This window comes from Polaromonas aquatica (assembly GCF_042659145.1).
In the GTDB taxonomy this organism is placed as follows: Bacteria; Pseudomonadota; Gammaproteobacteria; order Burkholderiales; family Burkholderiaceae_C; genus Polaromonas; species Polaromonas aquatica.
Map to the genome: position 1 here is coordinate 108649 of NZ_JBHSRS010000018.1, position 19776 is coordinate 128424.

The 19776-nt window shown below is 62.5% G+C and carries 21 protein-coding genes; 2 read left to right on the forward strand and 19 right to left on the reverse strand.

Annotated elements, in window-relative coordinates:
- Positions 1-4 precede the first annotated feature (4 nt).
- The 18 genes from ACFQND_RS08945 to ACFQND_RS09030 form a co-directional block, all read right to left on the reverse strand.
- Entirely contained in the window at positions 5-1039 is a 1035-nt protein-coding gene (locus ACFQND_RS08945) for a Rieske 2Fe-2S domain-containing protein (RefSeq protein ID WP_371439024.1), read from the reverse strand.
- 1 nt (position 1040) lies between these two features.
- Positions 1041-1289, reverse strand: a complete 249-nt coding sequence (locus tag ACFQND_RS08950) for a recombinase-like helix-turn-helix domain-containing protein (protein WP_371439025.1) — start codon at positions 1287-1289, stop codon at positions 1041-1043.
- 25 nt (positions 1290-1314) lie between these two features.
- Positions 1315-2256 (reverse strand): Bug family tripartite tricarboxylate transporter substrate binding protein, encoded by a 942-nt coding sequence (locus tag ACFQND_RS08955; protein WP_371439152.1) that lies wholly within the window; start codon positions 2254-2256, stop codon positions 1315-1317.
- A 61-nt stretch (positions 2257-2317) separates the two neighbouring features.
- Positions 2318-3496 carry an FAD-dependent oxidoreductase gene (locus ACFQND_RS08960; RefSeq protein ID WP_371439026.1) on the reverse strand — a complete coding sequence of 393 codons (1179 nt, stop codon included), beginning with the start codon at positions 3494-3496 and terminating at the stop codon, positions 2318-2320.
- A gap of 7 nt (positions 3497-3503) precedes the next feature.
- Positions 3504-4475 carry a VOC family protein gene (locus ACFQND_RS08965; protein ID WP_371439027.1) on the reverse strand — a complete coding sequence of 324 codons (972 nt, stop codon included), beginning with the start codon at positions 4473-4475 and terminating at the stop codon, positions 3504-3506.
- Between the two features lie 10 nt (positions 4476-4485).
- Complete coding sequence (locus tag ACFQND_RS08970; RefSeq protein ID WP_371439028.1) at positions 4486-5439, reverse strand: MBL fold metallo-hydrolase; 954 nt, start codon at positions 5437-5439, stop codon at positions 4486-4488.
- Entirely contained in the window at positions 5436-6920 is a 1485-nt protein-coding gene (locus ACFQND_RS08975) for an aldehyde dehydrogenase (protein WP_371439029.1), read from the reverse strand. Before ACFQND_RS08975 ends, ACFQND_RS08970 begins: the two co-directional genes overlap by 4 nt.
- The gene (locus tag ACFQND_RS08980; protein ID WP_371439030.1) at positions 6917-7735 is read right to left on the reverse strand and encodes an aspartate dehydrogenase; all 819 of its coding nucleotides are present in this window, start codon (positions 7733-7735) and stop codon (positions 6917-6919) included. Before ACFQND_RS08980 ends, ACFQND_RS08975 begins: the two co-directional genes overlap by 4 nt.
- Positions 7736-7737: 2 nt before the next feature.
- The gene (locus ACFQND_RS08985; RefSeq protein ID WP_371439153.1) at positions 7738-9408 is read right to left on the reverse strand and encodes a thiamine pyrophosphate-binding protein; all 1671 of its coding nucleotides are present in this window, start codon (positions 9406-9408) and stop codon (positions 7738-7740) included.
- A gap of 5 nt (positions 9409-9413) precedes the next feature.
- Positions 9414-10244 carry an IclR family transcriptional regulator gene (locus ACFQND_RS08990; protein ID WP_371439031.1) on the reverse strand — a complete coding sequence of 277 codons (831 nt, stop codon included), beginning with the start codon at positions 10242-10244 and terminating at the stop codon, positions 9414-9416.
- Complete coding sequence (locus ACFQND_RS08995; RefSeq protein ID WP_371439032.1) at positions 10241-11122, reverse strand: alpha/beta fold hydrolase; 882 nt, start codon at positions 11120-11122, stop codon at positions 10241-10243. The genes ACFQND_RS08990 and ACFQND_RS08995 overlap by 4 nt, the downstream gene beginning before the upstream one ends.
- 71 nt (positions 11123-11193) lie before the next feature.
- Positions 11194-11703, reverse strand: a complete 510-nt coding sequence (locus ACFQND_RS09000) for a cupin domain-containing protein (RefSeq protein ID WP_371439154.1) — start codon at positions 11701-11703, stop codon at positions 11194-11196.
- 105 nt (positions 11704-11808) lie between these two features.
- Positions 11809-12573: an SDR family oxidoreductase gene (locus ACFQND_RS09005; protein WP_371439033.1), complete on the reverse strand. Its 765-nt coding sequence runs from the start codon at positions 12571-12573 to the stop codon at positions 11809-11811.
- A gap of 41 nt (positions 12574-12614) precedes the next feature.
- Positions 12615-13400: an ABC transporter permease gene (locus ACFQND_RS09010; protein WP_371439034.1), complete on the reverse strand. Its 786-nt coding sequence runs from the start codon at positions 13398-13400 to the stop codon at positions 12615-12617.
- Between the two features lie 6 nt (positions 13401-13406).
- A complete protein-coding gene (locus tag ACFQND_RS09015; RefSeq protein WP_371439155.1) occupies positions 13407-14402 on the reverse strand; it encodes an ABC transporter substrate-binding protein in 996 nt (331 codons plus the stop codon).
- Between the two features lie 52 nt (positions 14403-14454).
- A complete protein-coding gene (locus ACFQND_RS09020) occupies positions 14455-15258 on the reverse strand; it encodes an ABC transporter ATP-binding protein (RefSeq protein ID WP_371439035.1) in 804 nt (267 codons plus the stop codon).
- Positions 15255-15608, reverse strand: coding sequence for a non-heme iron oxygenase ferredoxin subunit (locus ACFQND_RS09025; RefSeq protein WP_371439036.1), 354 nt, complete (start codon positions 15606-15608; stop codon positions 15255-15257). Before ACFQND_RS09025 ends, ACFQND_RS09020 begins: the two co-directional genes overlap by 4 nt.
- A gap of 132 nt (positions 15609-15740) precedes the next feature.
- Positions 15741-17081 carry an aminotransferase class III-fold pyridoxal phosphate-dependent enzyme gene (locus ACFQND_RS09030; protein WP_371439037.1) on the reverse strand — a complete coding sequence of 447 codons (1341 nt, stop codon included), beginning with the start codon at positions 17079-17081 and terminating at the stop codon, positions 15741-15743.
- Between the two features lie 110 nt (positions 17082-17191).
- Between ACFQND_RS09030 and purU the strand changes: the two genes are divergently transcribed.
- Both purU and ACFQND_RS09040 read left to right on the forward strand, forming a co-directional pair.
- The gene (gene purU, locus ACFQND_RS09035; RefSeq protein ID WP_371439038.1) at positions 17192-18040 is read left to right on the forward strand and encodes a formyltetrahydrofolate deformylase; all 849 of its coding nucleotides are present in this window, start codon (positions 17192-17194) and stop codon (positions 18038-18040) included.
- 145 nt (positions 18041-18185) lie between these two features.
- Positions 18186-19085, forward strand: a complete 900-nt coding sequence (locus ACFQND_RS09040; RefSeq protein WP_371439039.1) for a LysR substrate-binding domain-containing protein — start codon at positions 18186-18188, stop codon at positions 19083-19085.
- Positions 19086-19137: 52 nt separating this feature from the next.
- Here ACFQND_RS09040 and ACFQND_RS09045 read toward each other — a convergent pair whose 3' ends face one another.
- Positions 19138-19629 (reverse strand): DUF4440 domain-containing protein, encoded by a 492-nt coding sequence (locus ACFQND_RS09045; RefSeq protein WP_371439040.1) that lies wholly within the window; start codon positions 19627-19629, stop codon positions 19138-19140.
- Positions 19630-19776 lie beyond the last annotated feature (147 nt).

Consider the following 19776-nt stretch of genomic DNA (forward strand, 5'->3'; position numbering starts at 1 on the left):
GTGCTTACTTTGCTGTCAGCTGCTTGAGGGCCAGGTTCTGCATGGTCTTGCGCAGGCGCGACAGGCCGACGTCGTGTTCATACAGATGCTCGCGCTGGTTGGCATCGGGCTCCATGGTTTCCAGCATCACGCGGTCCTGCTCCAGCACCACCCAGTGACGCTCTTCCAGCCGGTTGCGGTACAGGAAACGCCAGACGTCGCGCTGCCAGCCGCTGACCTTGCGGCAGCGCCAGAAAAACACCACCGACAACTGCGGGCTCACAGGGGTATAGCTGCCGATCACGGTAAAACTGCCGCCGGGGCCGCCGGTTTTTGGATAAGGAATCGCCAGGCGCATCCATTGCGTGCCGGTATCAGCCCACTCGGCCCAGTCGAAGTTCACGTCGCGCTGGCCGTCTTTTTCAAACATGAAGCCAGTGTCGGTCTTGCGCAGCTTGAACTTGGCGCTGATGTCGCCCTCGCTCATGGAGTGCGACTGCTTGTGCACAAAGCTGCCGTGCATCGGGTCCATCACGTTGTCGGCAACGTAGCGGTAGTCGCCGCGCCATTCGACATAACAAAGGAAAGAGCTCCAGTCGGGGCCGCTGATTTCCTCAGGCAGCTTCAAGGGCGGTGGTGTTTCAACATACTCGCGGCTGTTGTAGAGCCAGATCGACTCGGCCGCCTCGACCACATGGAAGGAGCGCGCTGCGCGCGAGCCTTCCAGCGTGCAGCCGGGGCTGGCCGGGACCTTGGTCACCGTGCCGTCGCAACGCACTTCAACACCGTGGTACGGGCAGGCCAGGCGGTCACCCAGGTTGACGCCCATGGACAGCGGCGCGCCGCGGTGCGGGCAGTGGTCTTCCAGCGCATGGACGGCGCCCGTCGCATCGCGCCAGACGGCGATCTTGTAACCCAGGCGGCGCAGGGACACCGGGCGCTCCTTGACGAAATGCGAAGGGCAGATCGGGTACCAGAGGTCGTACAGGCCGCGTTCGAGCAGCTTGTCGACGTCGGCAGCGGTGGGTGCAGCAGTTGCAGTAGCGGTTGCGGTATTCATGTCACTCTCCCAATGTTTTCATCACGGACTGAAAGGACTCGGCAGTCCACAACTCACCGTTGGGGCCAAGCGGGCCACCCTTGTTCAGGTGGGCAACCAGCGCATCCAGCTCCCAGTGGCCGGCGGCGAAGCCGCGCTCGATGGAGTCACCCAGCAGGTCTTCATACGTGGTGGGCGGCCGCTGGCGCGCCTGGTGCTGGTTCAGGTAACGCTCTGGCAGAGCATGGATGGGTATGTTGTTCATGGTCATGGTGGGTTCTCCTGAAACAGAAAAATTACTCCGCAACAATGTTGCGGGCTTTGATAACCTTTGTCCACTGCGCGGTTTCATTGCGCATGTAGGCAGCGAATCCGGCCGGCTTCATGAGCGTCCCGGTCAAGCCCTGGGCCTTGAGCTGTTCACGCACATTCGAATGGCCAAGAATCTCGGCCGCGTCCTGGGCCAGCCGTTCAGCCAGCGCAGGCGGCGTACCTGCCGGGGCCAGCAGGCCATACCAGGAGGTCACGACCACACCGCTCACGCCCTGCTCGGCCAGCGTCGGGATGTCTGGAGCGCTGGCGCTGCGCGCGGCTTCAGTGACACCCAGCGCCACCAGCTTGCCGCTTTTGATGTACGCCAGCGTACCCGGCAGGTTGCTGAACATCAGCGGCACCTGACCGCCAAGCACGTCGTTGAGCGCCGGGCCTGTTCCCTTGTACGGCACATGCAGCAGGTCTATGTCCGCCTGCTGCTTGAACAGCTCACCTGCAAGATGCAGGCCGCTGCCGACGCCGGGCGACGCATAGGCCAGCTTGCCGGGTTTGGCCTTGGCCAGGGTGATCAGTTCCCGGACATTTTTGACATTGAGCGAGGGATTCGCCACCAGCACATTGGGCGCCTTGGCCAGCATGGTGATGGGCACAAAATCGCGTTCGATGTTGAACGGGAAATTCGGCATCAGGGTCGGGTTGATGGTCAGGTTGCCTGCGGGTACCACCAGCAGGGTATGGCCGTCGGGTTTGGCGCGCTTGACTTTTTCGATACCGATATTGCCCGCCGCGCCGGCCAGGTTTTCCACCACGGCAACCTGCTTGTAGCGCTCGCCCAGGCCGGCCGCAAGAAAGCGTGCCAGCGAGTCCACCGGGCCACCCGGCGGGAACGGCGCAATGATGCGGAAAGACTCTGCGGCGAGGGCCTTTTCAGCAGGCGTCTGGGCGGCCACGAGCCCGCTACCCATCACAGCCAGTGCAGCAATACCAGCGCCGGCAAGCCGCGCCAGGCGACAAGTAAAAACAAGCTCAGGCAACAGCCAGGTCAAACGCATGCAGCCTCCGGTAAAAATTATCAACATCGGCCTGGGCCTGCTCGCGCATGCGAACATTGCGGGCAATACAGGTATCGGCATTTTCCAGGCCACCGGCCTCGCCCACGCTGCGCGACACATCCTGCACAAACTGGCATTTGGGCTGGCGGTATGCGCCAAACGCCAGCAGCACCTGCGCAACATCACCGCCCTTTTCAAGCATGTCCGCCAGCACGTTGGCGTCTTCAATCGCCATCGCGCCGCCCTGGCCCATGAAGGGCGTTGAGGCATGGGCCGCATCGCCGATCAAAAGCACGCGGCCCCGGCTCCAGGGCTGGGGCAAGCGGATTTCTTCGACAGCGGTGTAAAACACCTGCGACGGATCGCGGATGTCCTCAAGCAGCGCCGTCGCCGGCCCCGAGAACTCGGCAAACTTTTCACGCATGGTCAGGTGCAGGCGCGCAGGATCGTAGCGCGGATGGCCGGGCTCGTTGGTCGTCGCGTAAATATAGAGCTGGTCCTCGCTGATGGGCATGATGCCCAGGCGCTTGCCTACACCCATCATGAGGATTTTTTCGCGCAGTTCGGGCGGGCGGCGGTGAATGCTGCGCCAGACGCCGAAACCGGTGTCCTCGGGCTCAAGATCACCAAACAGCATGCCGCGAATCTGCGAGCGAATGCCGTCCGCGCCCACCACCACGCCGGCTTCGATGTTGCTGCCGTCGTTCAGGGTCGCCACAACGGCATCATGCGCGGGATTGTCTTCAATGGAAGCCACCGTACTGCCAAGACGTATTTCCACGCCCAGCGCGCGCATGCGGTCTGCCAGAACCCGATGCATTTCGGCACGACGGATGCCCAGGACAGGCGGCAGTGTGGTGCCTGGGGCGCTCGGGTAACGGGTCTCGACAATCAGCTCGCCATGCTGGTCATAGTAGAGGTTGCGGCCCTGCCCAATGGCAAACCCGCTGTCCAGTATGCCGGGCAGCACGCCCAGTTTTTGCAGCTCCGCCAGGCCGTTGCTGTAGATGAAGATGCCGGAGCTGTGAAAGCGCCAGGCATCGAGTTTTTCCAGCACGGTCACGCGCATACCGCGCTGCGCCAGCGCGATGGCAAGCGAACACCCGGCAATGCCGCCGCCAACAATCAGGACACCACGCTCCAGCGATTTCATGCAGGCCTTATTTGGACGACGGTCTTTTTTCGGTCAGGAAGCCGGTGCCGACTTCCACTTTTGGTTGGCGCCGCGTATTGCCGTCAATGCCGCCGTCAATCGCCCATTCGGCAAATGCCGTGGGGCTGGGTTCAAACTCGCGCACCTGCCAGTTTTCGGTCAGGTGGTCCTCGTCGGCGTTGTATTCAATCAGTCCGCCGCAGGGGTTTTCGAAGTACCAGAAAATCGCCGATGAGATCGGGTGTTTGCCCGGGCCGAGCTGGGTCTTCCAGCCCTTGCGGCTCATGTTCATGCCGCCGCCAAACACCTCGTGGAGATCACGCACGGTGAAAGCCACATGGTTCAGGCCGCTGGCCTTGTTGGGCAGCTGCAGCAGGAAGATGTCATGGTGGCCACCGTTGACCGAGCAGCGCATGAACACGCCGCGCCCCGGGTAACGGTCCGAGGTGGTGAAGCCCAGGCCGCTGTAAAACGCTTCGGCAATATCCAGCTTGTCGGTGAACAGCACCACATGGCCGATTTCCACCGGCTGTGCGCGTTCGTAAATCGGCGATGGCGTGTCAATGCGGCGCACATCGCCCCAGGTATTGCTGGGTACGCCGGCAATGTCGATCTCACGCTTGATGCTTTTCTGGAACACGATGCGCAGGCCGTGCGGGTCCAGCGCCTGCAATGTTCCTGTGGTCGCGCGGTTGTCGGCAAAACCGGGCGCGCTGGCCATGGCCTTGGCCAGTGCTTCAAGCTGGGCATCGTTTTGCACGCCCCACACCACTTCGCGCAAGGTGGGGCCGGCTTCCATGGGCGGCGGCAGGGAGGCATCATCGGTGCGGCGCACATTGACACGGGCGCCGTTGAGCGTTTCCCATTCCTGTAGCGTGTCCGACTGGCTCAGGTTTTTAAGTCCCCAGTCCGCAAAAAAACGGGCCGAGTCATCCCACTTGTCCGTGGAATAGGTGATGGCGTCAATACCTTCAATCATTTTCTTAACCTTATAAAACCAGTTTGTCCCGACCCACGACGATCTCGCCCTTGAAATGGCGAGCAGCGTGTTCACGCCAGACCTCGTCGGCAATCGGCTCATCGCCGGGCAGCAGATGGGTCAACACCAGGCGGCGCACGCCGGCTTCGGCGGCGATGCGGCCTGCGTCTTCAGCCGTTGTGTGTCCGGCCAGCAAAAACTTCTTCAGGTTGGGCGGCACATAAGGCCGTTTCGCCAGCATGGCGTCAATGCCCGAAACAAGCATGGCCTCATGCACCAGGGTGTCCGCACCGCGTGCCAGCGCCACGGTGGACGCCACCGGCGAGGTGTCGCCAGAAAACACCACGCTGGTATCGGCCGTGTCGAAACGGTAGGCCAGCGCCACTTCAAAAGGCTCATGGTCAACACGCGCAGCGGTCACCTTGACACGGTCGTCGGTGAACACCACACCGGGCGCGCTGATCTCGCTGACGTCAAAACTCTTCTCAATCGGCTGGCGGCCCGTGGCCTTGATGCGGATGTCTATGTCTTCGCGCTGCACGGCAATCGAGGCATCGTGGATGCGTTTCATGGGCGGCGGGCCCATGACCTTCATCTGCCCCTTGATGCCCAGAATCCACGCCAGGTTGACCAGGCTGGGGTAATCGGCGTTATGGTCCGAATGATGGTGCGTGATGAATACGTTTGAGATCTCGGGCAGGCGCATGCCCATCTCGGTCATGCGCGCGATGGCGCCGTAACCGCAGTCGATCAGGTAACCGCGGCCGTTCACAAACAAGGCCTGGCTGGCCATCATGCGTGCCGGATGCAGCACCGGGCCGGCCATGGTGCCCAGCAACACAATGTGTGTGCCGGTGCGCCAGGGCGCCGGAGGCAGTGCCGGCTGGGAGGCCGCTACCGGGCCGAGAGCCGCTGCGGCGGCACCGGCACCAGCAAAAAGGGTTTGCCTGCGGGTCAGGTTCACGTTGTGCTCCATGGCATGGGCGCTTCATTCACACCCCAGTAATAACTCTTCTGGGTGGTGTATTCAAGAATGCCGAGCCGGCCTTTTTCGCGGCCGGTGCCGCTCATCTTCACGCCGCCAAACGGCGTGCTGACGGAAAACACCTTGTAGGTATTGACCCAGACGGTGCCGGTTTGCAGGGCACGGCCCAGGCGCCAGACCGTTTTGTAGTCCTTGGTCCAGATGCCTGCGGCCAGGCCGTAGACGTTGTCATTGCACTGGGCAATCAGGTCGGCCTCGTCGTGCCATGGCAGCATGGCCAGCACGGGGCCGAATATTTCTTCCTGGCACATGCGGGCACTGTTGGCCAGGCCTTCCATGACGGTGGGGCGGTAGTAGCTGCCCTTGTCGAACGTGGCGCCTTCGGGGCGCGTGCCGCCGAACAGCACCTTGGCGCCTTCATCTATGCCTAGCTGCACATATTTTTCAACCGATGCGCGGTGGCTCTGGCTGACCAGCGGCCCCATCTGCGTGCTTTCGCTGATCGGGTCGCCGACACGCAGTGCCTTGACGCCGGCCAGCAGGCGCGACTTGAACTCGTCATACACACTCGCATGCACAAAGGCGCGCGAGCCGGCAATGCAGGACTCGCCGGAGGAACTGAAGATGCCATACAAAACGCCTGCCACCGCATGGTCCAGGTCGGCATCGGCACAGACGATGGTGGGCGACTTGCCGCCCAGCTCCAGCGAGGTGGGCATGAGTTTTTCAGCGCCTATGCGCGCAATGCCCATGCCGACGTTGGTGCCGCCCGTGAAGGCAATGCGTTTGATCAGCGGATGGCGCACCAGCGCCTCGCCGACGATGGAGCCCTTGCCCGGCAACACGCTGATAATGCCGTCCGGCACACCGGCCTGCTGCGCAATGCGCGCCAGCTCTATGGCCATGCGCGGCGTGATTTCGGCCGGTTTGAAAACCACGGCACAACCGGCCGCCAGGGCTGGTGCGAGTTTTTGCGCTTCGCTGGCGATAGGCGAATTCCACGGCGTGATGGCGCCTACGACACCCAAGGGCTCATGCACACTCATCGTGATGCTGTCGCCACGCTGAGGCGTAATGGCGTCTTCATGTGTTTCGCAGGCAGCGGCAAAAAACTGGAAGGTGCCGGCTGCGCTGGCGACAAGCGCACGGGTTTCCTTGATCGGCTTGCCGTTGTCAAGCCGCTGCAACTGGGCCAGCTCTTCGCCGCGCTCCCGTATGCCTGCGGCAATGCGGTGCAGCATGCTGGCGCGCTCGTGCGGCTTGAGGTTGGCCCAGGCCGGTTGCATGCGGGCCTTTTCTGCAGCCAGCACGGCTTCGTTCACATCGTCTGCCGTGGCCGCATTCAGTGTGGCCACCGTGCTGCCGTCGTGCGCATAGTCGGTGGCATACGATGGCCCCGAGGCGTCACGCCACTGGCCGGCAATGAGGGACTGCAGATGGGGTACGGTTGATGTGGTCATATGGTCGTTGCCGCAGCGCGGTTGTTGAGAAAGCGCAGCGCCGAGAGCACGGTGAGCGCAGATGTCTTGGGGTTGTCGGCCAGGGGCTTGCCGCGCATGGTCAGCTCCATCTCGCCGAACTCGCCGCGCACGGCGATGTGGTGGATGTTCTCTGTCACCGTAGGGTCGGCAATCAGCCGCACCCGGGTCGCATCCAGGCCCAGGCCGGCCAGGGCGATGGTGGCGGCCACATTGGCGTTCTTCGGGTAGAGCTGGGCGGCCTCACGCGCCGTAGCCTCCAGGATCACCGTGGGTTCGGTGATCGCACCCAGGTCACAGACCTGCTCGGCCGGCGTATCGCGCCAGCCGCTGGGCGGCTTGCGGCCGGTGTAACGGACTTCATCCAGGCCTGCCAGGCGGGCCGCGGCGATAGCGTCCACACCACCGATGGCACCCGACAGCAGGTGCACCTGGGCGCCGCCCTGCTCGGCGGCCTGGGCCAGTTGTTCAACCACGCCGGGGCCTGACAAGGCGCCGATGGACAGCACGGCACATTCGACACCACGCTCCAGTGCCGGGATCACGTGCTCAATCAGGGCCGAATGGCCGGCGCACTCGAGCACCAGCGTGGCCTCCTGCGGGACTTGCTGGCACACCTGGGCGGCATCGCCGACTCCGGTCCTTGTGGTCTCTGCATATTCGGCAGGCACCACAACGTGCGTGATGCGCACACCGGGGTTGCTGGCGATACGCTGGAAGATGGAGCGGCCAATGGCGCCGAAACCGATCAGGGTGACGGGCTGCACAGGCCGGATCTTGCGGGCAGTGGTGCTCATATTCAGTCCTTCTTGAGGATGGGGCCGGCAAACTTGGCGGCGAACGGGCCCCAGGCTTTCATGTCGACTTCAACCACAACCGGGCCGCTGGCGGCAAAGGCCTTGGCCAGCACGTCCTGGGTCTGCGCAGGTTCGCCAAGGCGGAAATGCGTGACCTTCAGGCTGGCGCAAAACTGTGCGAAATCAGGCGTGTGCAGGTCCACATAGCAATGGCGGCTGCCGTAGATATCGTCCTGGATGTTCTTGATGACGCCATAGCAGCTGTCGTTCATGACCAGCATGACGATGTTGGCTTTTTCCTGCACGGCGCAGGCCAGTTCGCCCACATTGAGCATGAAACCGCCGTCGCCAATCAGTGCCACGGTCTTGCGGCCAAGCTTGTGCTCGGTATCGGCAATCGCCGTGCCTATGGACATCGCCAGGCCCTGGCCGATGCCGCCGCCCAGCGCATGCACGCCGGCACGCGGATGGTCAAGCATGGGCGCGCGGTTGCCCCACATGCTGTTGGACAGCGTGATGTCACGCACCCACCAGAGGTCTTTACCTGCTTGTGTTGCCAGGCCGTTTTTCAGCGCGGCGTAGGCGCCCAGCGTTGCATCGACCATGCCGGCGGCCTGGTCGCGCGCCTTTTTGACGTCGCCAGCCAGCGCCGCATCGACCTTCATGCGGCCTTCGAGCTTGTCGGCCAGCGCATTGAGCGTTGCCAGCGCATCACCCTGCACAAAATAGTCGCTGTTGTAACCACGGTTGTGGGCCAGCGCATTGGCATCAATGCGGTACAGGGCCTTTGGCAGCCTGAGTTTGTAGCGCAGGGTTTCGTTGCTGCGCAGGCGCGAACCGACCACCAGCATGGCGTCGCAGCTCTGGTACAGCTCTTCGGCAGGTTTTTGCAGGTTGTAGGAGCCCAGGCTGGCTGGATGGTCTTCAGCCAGGATGCCGCGTCCCTGGACCGAGGTGACCACACCCCAGCCCATCTTCACGAAACGCTCGACTGCGGCACGCGCACCGCGTGCGCCGCCGCCCAGCCAGAGCAACGGGCGTTTGGCCGTCAGAAGCTGTGCAGCCAGCGCATCCACCTCGGAGGAGGCGGCTTGCACCGGCGCGACAAACAGCGGCGCCAGGTCTGCCGGCAGATCCAGCAGCATGGCCTGGATGTCAATCGGGATTTCAATGCTGACCGGCCCGCAGGGTGCGGTGAACGCCAGGCGATGCGCCTCGCGCAGGGTCGCCAGTGCGGTCTCGGGATTGCGGATGCGGAACGCTGCCTTGCCAACGGCCTGCAGCATGGCCAGTTGCGCCGGGGCTTCGTGGATGAAACCGAGGTCGCGGTCCAGGTAGTCGGACTCGATCTGCCCGGTCAGGTGCAGCATCGGCGTGCCGGCCGTGAGTGCCTCGACCAGCGCGCCGGCCGCATTGCCTGCGCCCGTTCCGGTACTCGTCACGCAAACGCCCATCACACCGGTCACACGCGCATAGGCGTCGGCCATGTTGCAGGCGCCGGCCTCGCCGCGGGCCGAAACAAAGCGGATCTTCTGGCGCGTGTTGAAGGCGTCCAGGATGGGCATGTTGTGGATGGAGATCACGCCGAAGGCGGCCTTGACGCCGCACTGCTCCAGGAAGCGGGCGGCTAGCTCGCCTACGGTAACGCGTGTTGGGCTGGAAGCTTGGGTCATATTGGTCATGCGGCTATCTTTTCTGATGGAGTTTGTTGTTTTGAAGGGCGATGGCCGGGCTGGGGCAGGTGGCTCATGCGTTGTGTCAACTGGGCGGCCGCCTGCTGCACCTGGGGCACCAGCACCTCGGTCTGGCTGGCGTCCAGTTGCTGCGCCGGCACGGTGATGCTGACAGCCGCCACAACCTCGTGTTCATCGTTGAACACAGGCGCGGCGATGGTGGAAATCCCGGTTTCATAACCGCCCTGGCTGATGCCGTAGCCATTGGCCCGGTCTACGTCGATCAGCGCCTTGAGCTGGGCCAGTGTGGTGGGCGTCTTGGGCGTGTGGGCGGGCAAGGGGCGGTCCGGGTACAAGGCCGACAGCGCCGCCATGTCCAGGTCCGAAAGCAGCAACCGGCCCAGCACGGTGGCATGCGCCGGCAGCCTGGCCCCCACCTGTATTGAATGAAACAGCGCACTGCGGCCCGTGGCCTTGGCCACAAACACCACGTCGCGGTTGTCCCGCACCACCAGGTGGGCTGAGTAACCCGACTGGTCGCGCAACGCATCTATCACCGGGCGGCCGTGCTCGGTCAGCTCCATGGAGGCCAGGTATTCAAAGCCCAGGCGCAGCACGCCAATACTGAGCTTGTAATTGTTGCTGTCTCCGACGCGCTCCACAAAGCCGGATTTTTCCAGCGTGTGCAGTATGCGGAACACCGAAGCGCGCGGCAAATCCAGCTGGCGTGCAAGGTCTGCACCGCTCAACTCCGGCGTGTGGCGGTTGAACTGGCCCAGCAGTTCCAGCCCGCGCTGCAATGCCGGTACGGTATAGCGGTCGTCAGCAGCAGTCATACAGCGGCCTTTTGTTGCTTGCCTGAATCGGGCAGGCCGAGCAGGGCATTGACCTTGCCGAAAGCGTCCAGCGCGCAGGCATGGCCGGCATCGCCCAGGTCTGTCCACGGCACGCCGGCCGCCGCCGCAACAGCCTGGCAACCGGCGGGAAGCGTGATGGTGTCGGCCTGCCCGCTGGCCACGGCCACGGGGCAGGTCACCTTGGCCAGGTCTGCCAGCAAGTCACCGCCAGCCAGCAGGTGCGAGGCCTGGGTGTAACCCCCCACGTGAACCTGCGCCATGATGGATTGCACATAAGCCACGTGCGCCGCATCGGCCCTGGGCGAAAGCATGGCCGCACCGCGCTTTTGCGCCATGCCGGCCGGGCCCAGCGCCTGCAGGTTGGCCAGGCGGTCATTGAGTTTTTTGGCGCGGTCCTCTTCGCTGGCCCGGGCATAACCCTGGGCCGGTGACAGCAACACCAGCCGCGCCACCTGACGGGGGCGCTGCAAGGCGGCGCGGGTCGCCATCAGGGCGCCCAGTGAGTGGCCAACGAGCGTGACGGGCAGGCTTACATCCAATGCATCCAGCCAGGCCCACAGGCGGCTGGCATAGTCGCCCGCATCCGGGTGGGCCGCGCCCACGGGACTGCTGGCACCGTAGCCCGGTGCTTCCCACGCCAGCACGCCAACGCCTTTGCTGCGCGCAACAGCTTCGAGCTGCATCAGCCAGCTGCCCGAACCCGAACCTATGCCGTGCAGCAGCACATGCGTCACGCCGGCAGGTGCGGTACCCGCCCGGCGAAACTCGACCTCGCCGGCAGGCGTTGCCAAGCGCGCGGGCGCGAATCGCTGGATGCGCCCGGCCAGGGTGGTGGTAGAGGGCTCTACAGGGTTCATGGATGCGCCCAGATACTGTTTTGAGTATGAAAAATAGCCGTAGCGCCCTGAATACGAGCGCAACCAGCTATTTATTTCATAGCGTCCCGCTTGATCTTTGCAAGCGGGCTGTCCGGCGGATAGGTCGGCGTGACAGGCTTTGGCGTGCCCAGCATGACGCACATGAGCGCGTCCTCGTCACCGATATTGGTTTCTTCGCGGTACACGCCGGGCGGCACGGAGACCAGGTCACGCTCATTCAGGATGGACTCCCAGCGCTCGCCGTCCTTTTCGCAGACGATCTTCATCTTGCCGCGCATGACAAAAAACACTTCTTCCACGTCATAGTGGATGTGCAGGGGGCCGACATTGCCGGCCGGGATCACCATGGTCGAGAACGTGAAATGCGCCGAAGGCACGGTATTCGCGTCCTTGGCAACGCCGGTGCCGCCAGTGCCCACGTAGCGCATCTGCGCACGGCGGTAGCTGGGGTCGTAGTCGGCCTGGAACTTGAGCGCGTCCCAGTCGTACTTGCGCGAGGCGAAACGCGCGACGCGGCCGTCCAGCCAGTCCGAAAAACTCTGGCCTTCAGCGGGCATCATGCTGCGCTGGATATCGGCTTCGGGCGGAATGGTGGCATCCAGCAGGCCGCGTTCATTAAAGACGGGTTGGTTTGCAGCGGGGGCATTCATAAAAATCTCCTTCTATCAATTCATCACAAAGCCGCCGTTGACGGGCAGCACCTGGCCGGTGATGTAACCGCTGCCGCGAGACAGCAGGAACATCACGGCGGCCGTAAGGTCTTCGGGAACCTGGGCACGCTCGATCGCGCGCCCATTGCGGTAATGGTCGTGGCGAACCTGGGGCACGTATTCGGTGGCCTCCACCAGCGTGAGGCCGGGCGCAATCGCATTCACCGTGGTGCCCTGGGGGCCGAGTTCTCGCGCCATGGCGCGTGTCATCGCCATCACGGCTCCCTTGCTGGCGACATAGGCCATGAGGTTGGTGGCGCCCCACAGCGCGGTGTCCGAGGCGAGGTTGACCACACGCCCGAACCCCGACGCCGCCAGGTGCGGTTGTGCCGCCACTGTGGTCAGCCAGGTGCCGCGCACATTGACGTCCATCACGCGGTCCCAGGTGTCCACGGCGATGTCGCCCATCACCTTGCCACCGGAGTTGGTAATCGCGCCGTTGTTGATCAGGCCGTCAAGGCCGCCCAGGTGTTTGGCTGCCGCATCCACGCCGGCCTTGATGGCCGCCGCATCGCTCAGATCCATGGGCACGTAAAACACCTGCTGGCCGAGTTCCCTGGCCAGCGCTTCGCCGCGCTCATGCAGCACATCGCTGATCACGACGCTCGCACCCGCAGCCACCAGCGCGCGGGCAAAGGCCTCGCCCAGGCCGCGTGCGCCGCCTGTGACCAGCACCTTGCGGCCTGTGAGCATGATTTCGGGTTGGGTGGAAACAGTCATGGATGGCTTTTTTAAATGGGTAGGAGGCTTGTGCGACGCGCTCAGGCCGAGCGCCGCTCTGAACTGGGCAGGTAATGCAACACGCGTTTTTCGGCGATCACCACCGCGTAATAGGCAATGATGCCGATCACCGTCAGCGCGCCAATGACAACAAACACGGCAGCGGTATTGCCCTGGCCCTCAAAGAACACCAGCAGGTAGCCCAGGCCCATATTGCCGCCCACCAGCTCACCGACCACCACGCCAATCACTGCCAGCGTACTGGCGATGCGCAGCCCGGAGAACAGCGCCGGCATGGTCGTAGGGAATTCGACATTGCGGAAAACCTGCAGGCGCGTGGCCGAGAAGGAGCGCGCCAGGTTGATCATGTCCACGTCCATGGTGCGCATGGCCGACAGCACGTTGATCAGCACCGGGAAGAAAACAATCAGCACCGCCACCAGTATCTTGGGGTACATGGTGTAACCCATCCACATCACGAACAGGGGCGCAAATGCCACCTTGGGCGCAATCTGCAGGGCCAGCAGGTAGGGCGAGAGCACCGACTCCACACGTGGCGACAGGCCAAGCGCATAACCGATGAGCGCGCCCAGCACCGAACCCAGGATAAAGCCGATCACCACCTCGGCCGCCGTCACCCCTGCGTGCCAGAGCAGGTTTTCCGAGCCCCAGATACGCACGGCCTCGGCGCACACCTTGCTGAAGTGAGGCAGCACAAAATCGGGGACACCGATCATCCCCGGCCCCCACTCCCATGCGGCGAGGAACAGGACAAGGACCAGCAGGCTCCAGCTGGTAGTGACAAGGCGGTCGCGGTTGGCGCTCATGGCTGTTTATTTCGCGTTTACAAACTGGTTGGTGTAGAGGTCTTTGAGCGGCGCTTCTTTTTGCACCACGCCATTGCTGACGTAGAACTTCTGCAGCTCGCCCAGACGGGTTTCATCCATCTGGCCCGGCACTTTCTGGCCGGCATAGACGTATTTGTTGTACATCTCGAAGGCCTGCAGGATGGAGGCTTCCTTGCCCTTGTACATGGGCACCTGCTTGACGTAGACCGCGGTAGCTGCCTTCGGGTCGGCCATGATGTCCTTCATGCCCCGCAGGGTTGCGCGCACCAGTTTCTGGATCAGTTGCGGGTTCTTCTGGATGGTCTCGTCGGAAGCCAGGATGGCCTGCGCCATGCTCTTGAAGTACACGTCGGCCGGCAGGATGTCCACCTTGGCGCCGGTCTCCAGTGCGCTCACCGTCCAGTCAGGCACGGCAGCCATGGCGACGGCCTTCTTGCTGGCGAACTGCTGCCAGACACCGGCAGGTCCGGCCGCCTGGATGTTGACATCGTTCTTCGTCAGGCCGACCTTGCTGAGCATGCCCAGCAGGGCGTAGTAGGTGGTGTCGGTGTACGAAATCACTGTAACCGTCTTGCCCTTGAGTTCGCGCGGGCTTTCGATGCGCTCATCCTTGTGGCTCACCAGTTGCGTCAGCGAACCGCTGCCCAGCACGGCCACAGCCTTGATGGGGATGCCCTGGGCGCGCGCGATGATGGGCGTATCACCGATCGCGCCGCCGATGACGGCGTTGCCGGCACCCACCTGCTTGGCCACATCCACACCGCCACGCCCGGTCACGAACTCGACCTCCAGCCCTTCAGCTGCGTAATAACCTTTGGCCTGGGCCAGCATCCATGGGCCGAAAGCCGGCAGGGTTCCCGGTGCGGGCAGCAGATAGGTGATTTTCTGCAGTTGCTGGGCCTGGGCAGCCAGGGGCCCGAACAATGCCGTGGAGGCAAGGAGGGCCAGACAGGTGCGACGCAAAACAGGATGGTTTTTCAGGTTCATGAAGTTCTCCGGTGGGATGGTTGCTGGTCGAAAAAAGGGGAAATGATCAGTGGACTTCGGTGCTGGCGTCGATCTTGAGCAGATCCATCAGCCGGGCGACATAAGGCCCCACTTCAGCACGCTTGCGCCTGGCCATCGGGTTGCTGCGGTCAGGCAGGTCCACGGTGATTTCCTCGACGATGGTGCCGGGACGCTCGCTCATGACGAGGATGCGGTCCGACAGCGCAACGGCTTCGACCAGGTCGTGGGTAATAAACAGAACCGTCTTTTTGTGGGCGGCAACGGTATGGGCCAGATCCTGTTGCAGGATCATCTTGGTCTGGGCATCCAGCGCCGAGAAAGGCTCATCCATCAGCAACACCAGCGGATCCACGGCCAGCGTCCTGGCCAGCGCCGCGCGCTGGCGCATGCCGCCGGAGAGCTGGTGCGGGTAGTTGGCGCCAAAACCGCCAAGATGGCATTGCGCCAGCAGTTTGTCCGATACCTTGGCCCGGTCAGCCGCCGGAACACCGCGCAACTCCAGCCCGAACTCGATGTTCTGGGAAATCGTTCGCCAGGGCATCAACAGGTCTTTTTGCAGCATGAAGGACACATGCGGATTTGGCCCCTCCACCACCTGGCCCGCCACCTTGACGATGCCGGCACTGGGTTTGGCCAGGCCCGAGCCCATGTTGAGCAGGGTGCTTTTGCCGCAGCCTGAAGGCCCGATGATGGAAACCACCTCGCCCTGCGCGATTGAAAAACTGACATTCGTCGCGGCCAGGACTTCTTTCGAGTTGCCGCGCGCGGGAAAGCGCTTGTCCACCCCGATAAATTCAATGGCCGGCGTGCCGGCGGTTACGTTGCTCATGCTGCGACTTTCATGATGGGTATCTGGACCTGGACACGACCTTCCTGTACCCGGGTCGGGTAGCAATGCAGGTCGCGCTGGCCGATTTCAACCAGGCATTTGCCGGTGGCAATGTCAAAACGCGCGGCATGCAGCGGACACTCGATCACGCCGTCTTCCTGGAAACCCTGGGACAGCAATGCGTAGGCATGGGGGCACACATCCTCAAGCGCGTGCACTTCGTCGCCCACCAGGAACAGGCCCAGCTTCTGGCCGTTGACCTCGACGCCCACCGGGAAGTCTGGATCGAGCTGGTCGCGCGATGCGACCTCATGCCATGGAAACTCTTGATCGCCGGTTGAAGTGCTCATGCTTTTCTCTTCAGAAGGGTGGCCGTTGATTGGATTTTTGATTCATTAGTGAAACATTGATTCACTAAAGATTCATTGTTTGCCTTATGCTTTTTTCTGTCAATTCATATCCGACTGGTTTAGTAGGGATATTCAGGCATGCTGCCGAATCGCGTCCGCCAGTGTGCCGACCATCTGGTCAATGTGGGCCTGCTCCACGATATAAGGCGGCGCCAGCACCAGGTTCTCGCCGGCAGGCCGCACCAGAACACCCTTGTGGAAGCAGCTGATGAAAATGTCATAGGCACGTTTGCCCGGTGCACCCGGTATTGATGCGAGCTCCACCGCGCCAGCCAGGCCAAGACAACGAATGCCGGTCACATTGGGCAAGCCCTTGAGACCAGCGTGCATGGCGTCACCCAGCACCTTGCCCATCTGCCCGGCGCGTTCAACCAGTTTTTCCTCCTTGAGCAGATTGAGCGTGGCAATCGCCGCAGCACAAGCCACAGGGTGGCCCGAGTAGGTGTAACCATGGAAAAATTCGATCGCATGCTCGGGCGCGCCTTCGTTGGCCTGCATCATGGCGCCGTAAATGCGGTCGGAGCAGATCACGCCGCCCAGCGGAATCACACCATTGGTCACACACTTGGCAAAGGTCAGCATGTCCGGCACCACACCGTAATAGTCAGCGCCAAAGCCGGTTCCCAAACGGCCAAAACCGGTGATCACCTCATCAAAAATCAGCAAGATGCCGTTTTTGTCGCAGATCTCGCGCAAACGCTTCAAGTAACCCCTGGGCGGCAAATACCAGCCCGCACTGCCCGCCACCGGCTCGACGATCACGGCGGCGATATTGCTCGGATCGTGTAGCGGCAGGATGCGGTTTTCCAGCTCCAGCAGGATGTCCTCCTGCCACTCCGGCTCAATGCCATTGATATAGGCATGCTTCACCGGATCGTGGATAAAGCGCAGGTGGTCCACACGCGGCAGCAAGGCGGCGCCAAACACCTTGCGGTTGGCCGGGATGCCGCCCACGCTCATGCCGCCAAAACCAACCCCGTGGTAGCCGCGCTCCCGGCCTATGAACACATTGCGGTGCCCTTCACCGCGCGCACGGTGGTAGGCCAGTGCCGCTTTCAGCGCGGTATCGGCAGCTTCCGAGCCCGAGTTGCAAAACAGCACCTTGTTGAGCTCACCCGGCGCCATGGCTGCAATCATGTCGGCAGCCTTGAACGCCTGGTCGTTGCTGGCCTGGAAAGCCGTGGCGTAGTCCAGGGTGTCCAGCTGTTTTTTGATCGCTTCATTGATCGGCTTGCGATTGTGGCCCGCGCCCACACACCACAGGCTGGAGATGCCGTCCAGCACCTGTTTGCCATCGTGTGTCGTGAAATGCATGCCCTCGGCGGCGACAAAAACACGCGGGTCTTTTTTAAAGCTGCGATTCGGTGTGAAGGGGAGCCAGTGGTGCTCCATGTTGAAATCCTGCTGGGCCATGTCAGTCTCCTGCGTAGTTTTTGCATTCTGGCACTCCTGAAGGGCTAGCGCACCGGGAATTCAATCCTGGGCGGGCAGCTCCCTTCGCCACCTGCGACAATTGCCCACCTATGAATCACGCTTTCATCCTTACCCTGTCCTGCCCGGACCGCATGGGCATTGTTCACGCTGTTTCCGGCTTTTTGCTCGAACACGGCGGCAATATTGAAGAGGCCGCGCAGTACAACGACAACGACACCGGCCTGTTTTTCATGCGCGTACAGTTTGCCTGCGACAAACTGAGCCACGAAGAACTCAAGGCCCGGCTGCTTGCTTTTGCAGAACCCTTCCAGATGAGCTGGAAGCTGCACTCCACGGAATCGGCCATGCGCACCGTGATCCTGGTCAGCCGCGACGGGCACTGCCTGAACGACCTGATGTTCCGCGCCAAGTCCGGCCTGCTGCCGGTGGATGTGCGCGCCATCATCAGCAACCACCGCGATTTTTACCAGCTCGCGGCGAGCTACAACGTGCCCTTTCACCACATCCCGGTGACGGCCGACACCAAGGCGCAGGCCGAAGCAAAACAGCTGGAAATCATCGAATCCGAAGGCGCGGAGCTGGTGGTGCTGGCCCGTTACATGCAGGTGCTGAGCAACGACATGTGCAAAAAACTCGCCGGCCGGGCCATCAATATCCACCACAGCATGCTGCCCAGCTTCAAGGGCGCAAAACCCTATTACCAGGCACATGACCGCGGCGTGAAGGTCATAGGCGCCACCGCCCACTATGTGACCGCCGACCTGGACGAAGGCCCCATCATCGAGCAGGACGTTACCCGCGTGGACCACAAGGACACGGTCGAGAACCTGACGGCCCGCGGCAAGGACACCGAAAGCCGCGTATTGGCCAGAGCCGTGAAATGGCACAGTGAACACCGTGTGCTGCTGAACGGCCACAAGACGGTCATCTTTAAGTAGATGAGCCCCCACGGTCGCTCACTGCGTGTAGCTTCCTGCCCCCCGAGGGGGCCGCTGCGCCTGCGGTCCGGCAAAGCCGGTCCCGCGGCCCCTGCTTGCGAAGAAACGCATTCATCGGCGCGCGCGGTATCAAGCGCCTCTTGATATGGCTACTGCTGGCCGCATTCCGCCTATCCAGTGTCTTCTCACTTTTGAGGCACTGGCGCGCCTGCGCAGCGTGACGCAGGCGTCTGAAGAACTCTGCGTCACGCCCAGCGCGGTCAGCCACCGCGTCAAGCAGCTGGAGCAAATCATAGGCACCAGGTTGTTTGGCCGGGCCGACTTTTCCCTGACCACCGAGGGCAGCGAATACCTGGCGCACGTGCGCGAGGGCCTGGCGACTCTGCAGAAGTTCCCGGGCGCGGCCGGCACCAGCGGCACGCCCGGCAAACGCAAACTACGGCTGGCCGTCACACCCACGTTTGCGCGTTCCATCCTGATCCCGCGCCTGCGTCAGTTCACCGAAGCCTACCCCGAGATAGACCTGACCCTGCAGGTGTCGATTCCTCTACTGGATGTGGTGGCCGAAGATGCCGACCTGATCGTGCGTTTCGGCACCGGGCGTTATGCCGATCTGGAGCATGTGTGCCTGATCAGGGACGAGGTCACGCCGCTGGCCTCCCCGGCTTTTGTGCGTGAGCACGGCCCCTTCGAGTCGCCAGAAGACCTTGAAGGTGAAAGCCTGCTGCGCTCCCCGCTGGAACCGTGGCGCACCTGGTTCGCGGCCAAGCACCTTGACTGGCCCGAGCCGGCAGACGGCTCTCAATTCAACGACATCGGCCTGATGTGTGACTCGGCGGCGGCAGGCATGGGCATAGCGCTGGTCAGGCTCAAGCTGGGCGCTCCCTGGCTGGAAAACGGCTCACTGGTGCGCCTGGGCAACAACGCTGTGTTCAGCAGCAACGTCCCCAGCCCGCACGCCCACTACCTGTGCTGGCGCACCGGCACCATGGACCGCTGGGAATGCGCCGCATTTGCCGACTGGCTCAGAAAATCGATCGCCTGATTCAGGGCGCCGGACGTCCGGCTACCACCGGAAAAACCAGCATCAACCCTGTTCAGTTTTTCTCCGGCATGGCCGAGGAGTGGTGGCTTGTAATCAGCCACTGCGATCCATCCCAGCTGTAGGTATAGCTATAACGCGCCTTGACCTGGGCTCCCGTCTTGCCGAAACTGAAGGTGTAAAGCCCCGCATCAAGAGCCGAGTTACAGCCGATCACGATGAACCTTGAGTCGATTTTTCCAACCGGCTTGTTCTCGAGAAAGTGCTGGAAGTAGTCTTCCTTCTCGGCAGCGGTCAGCCTGGGTTGATTGGAGACAGTGGCCAGAAGAATCGATTTGCTTGCATAGTTGGCAACCACCTTGCGGGGATCGTCCGTCTTAAGCGAGTCATTCCACCGGTCGAACAGGGCCGCGATCTCCTGCTCGCTGCTTGCCTTGCAGGCCATCGTTTGCGGCGGCGAGGCAGATGACACGGCGTCCCCTGGCGCGGTCGCACAGCCGGCAAGAATAAATGCAATGGCGGCGCACAGGATGGATAAACGTTTCATACACACTCCTCAAATAAGAATGAAAATTTACAGAATCAACAGTGGCGTACAAGCAAATGCTCGTCCTTACTGCCACGGTCAGCGGCCGCGCGGAATCCCTTGCCCCTCGCGCAGCCCCGCATTTTCACAGAATGCCTTAAATTTCTT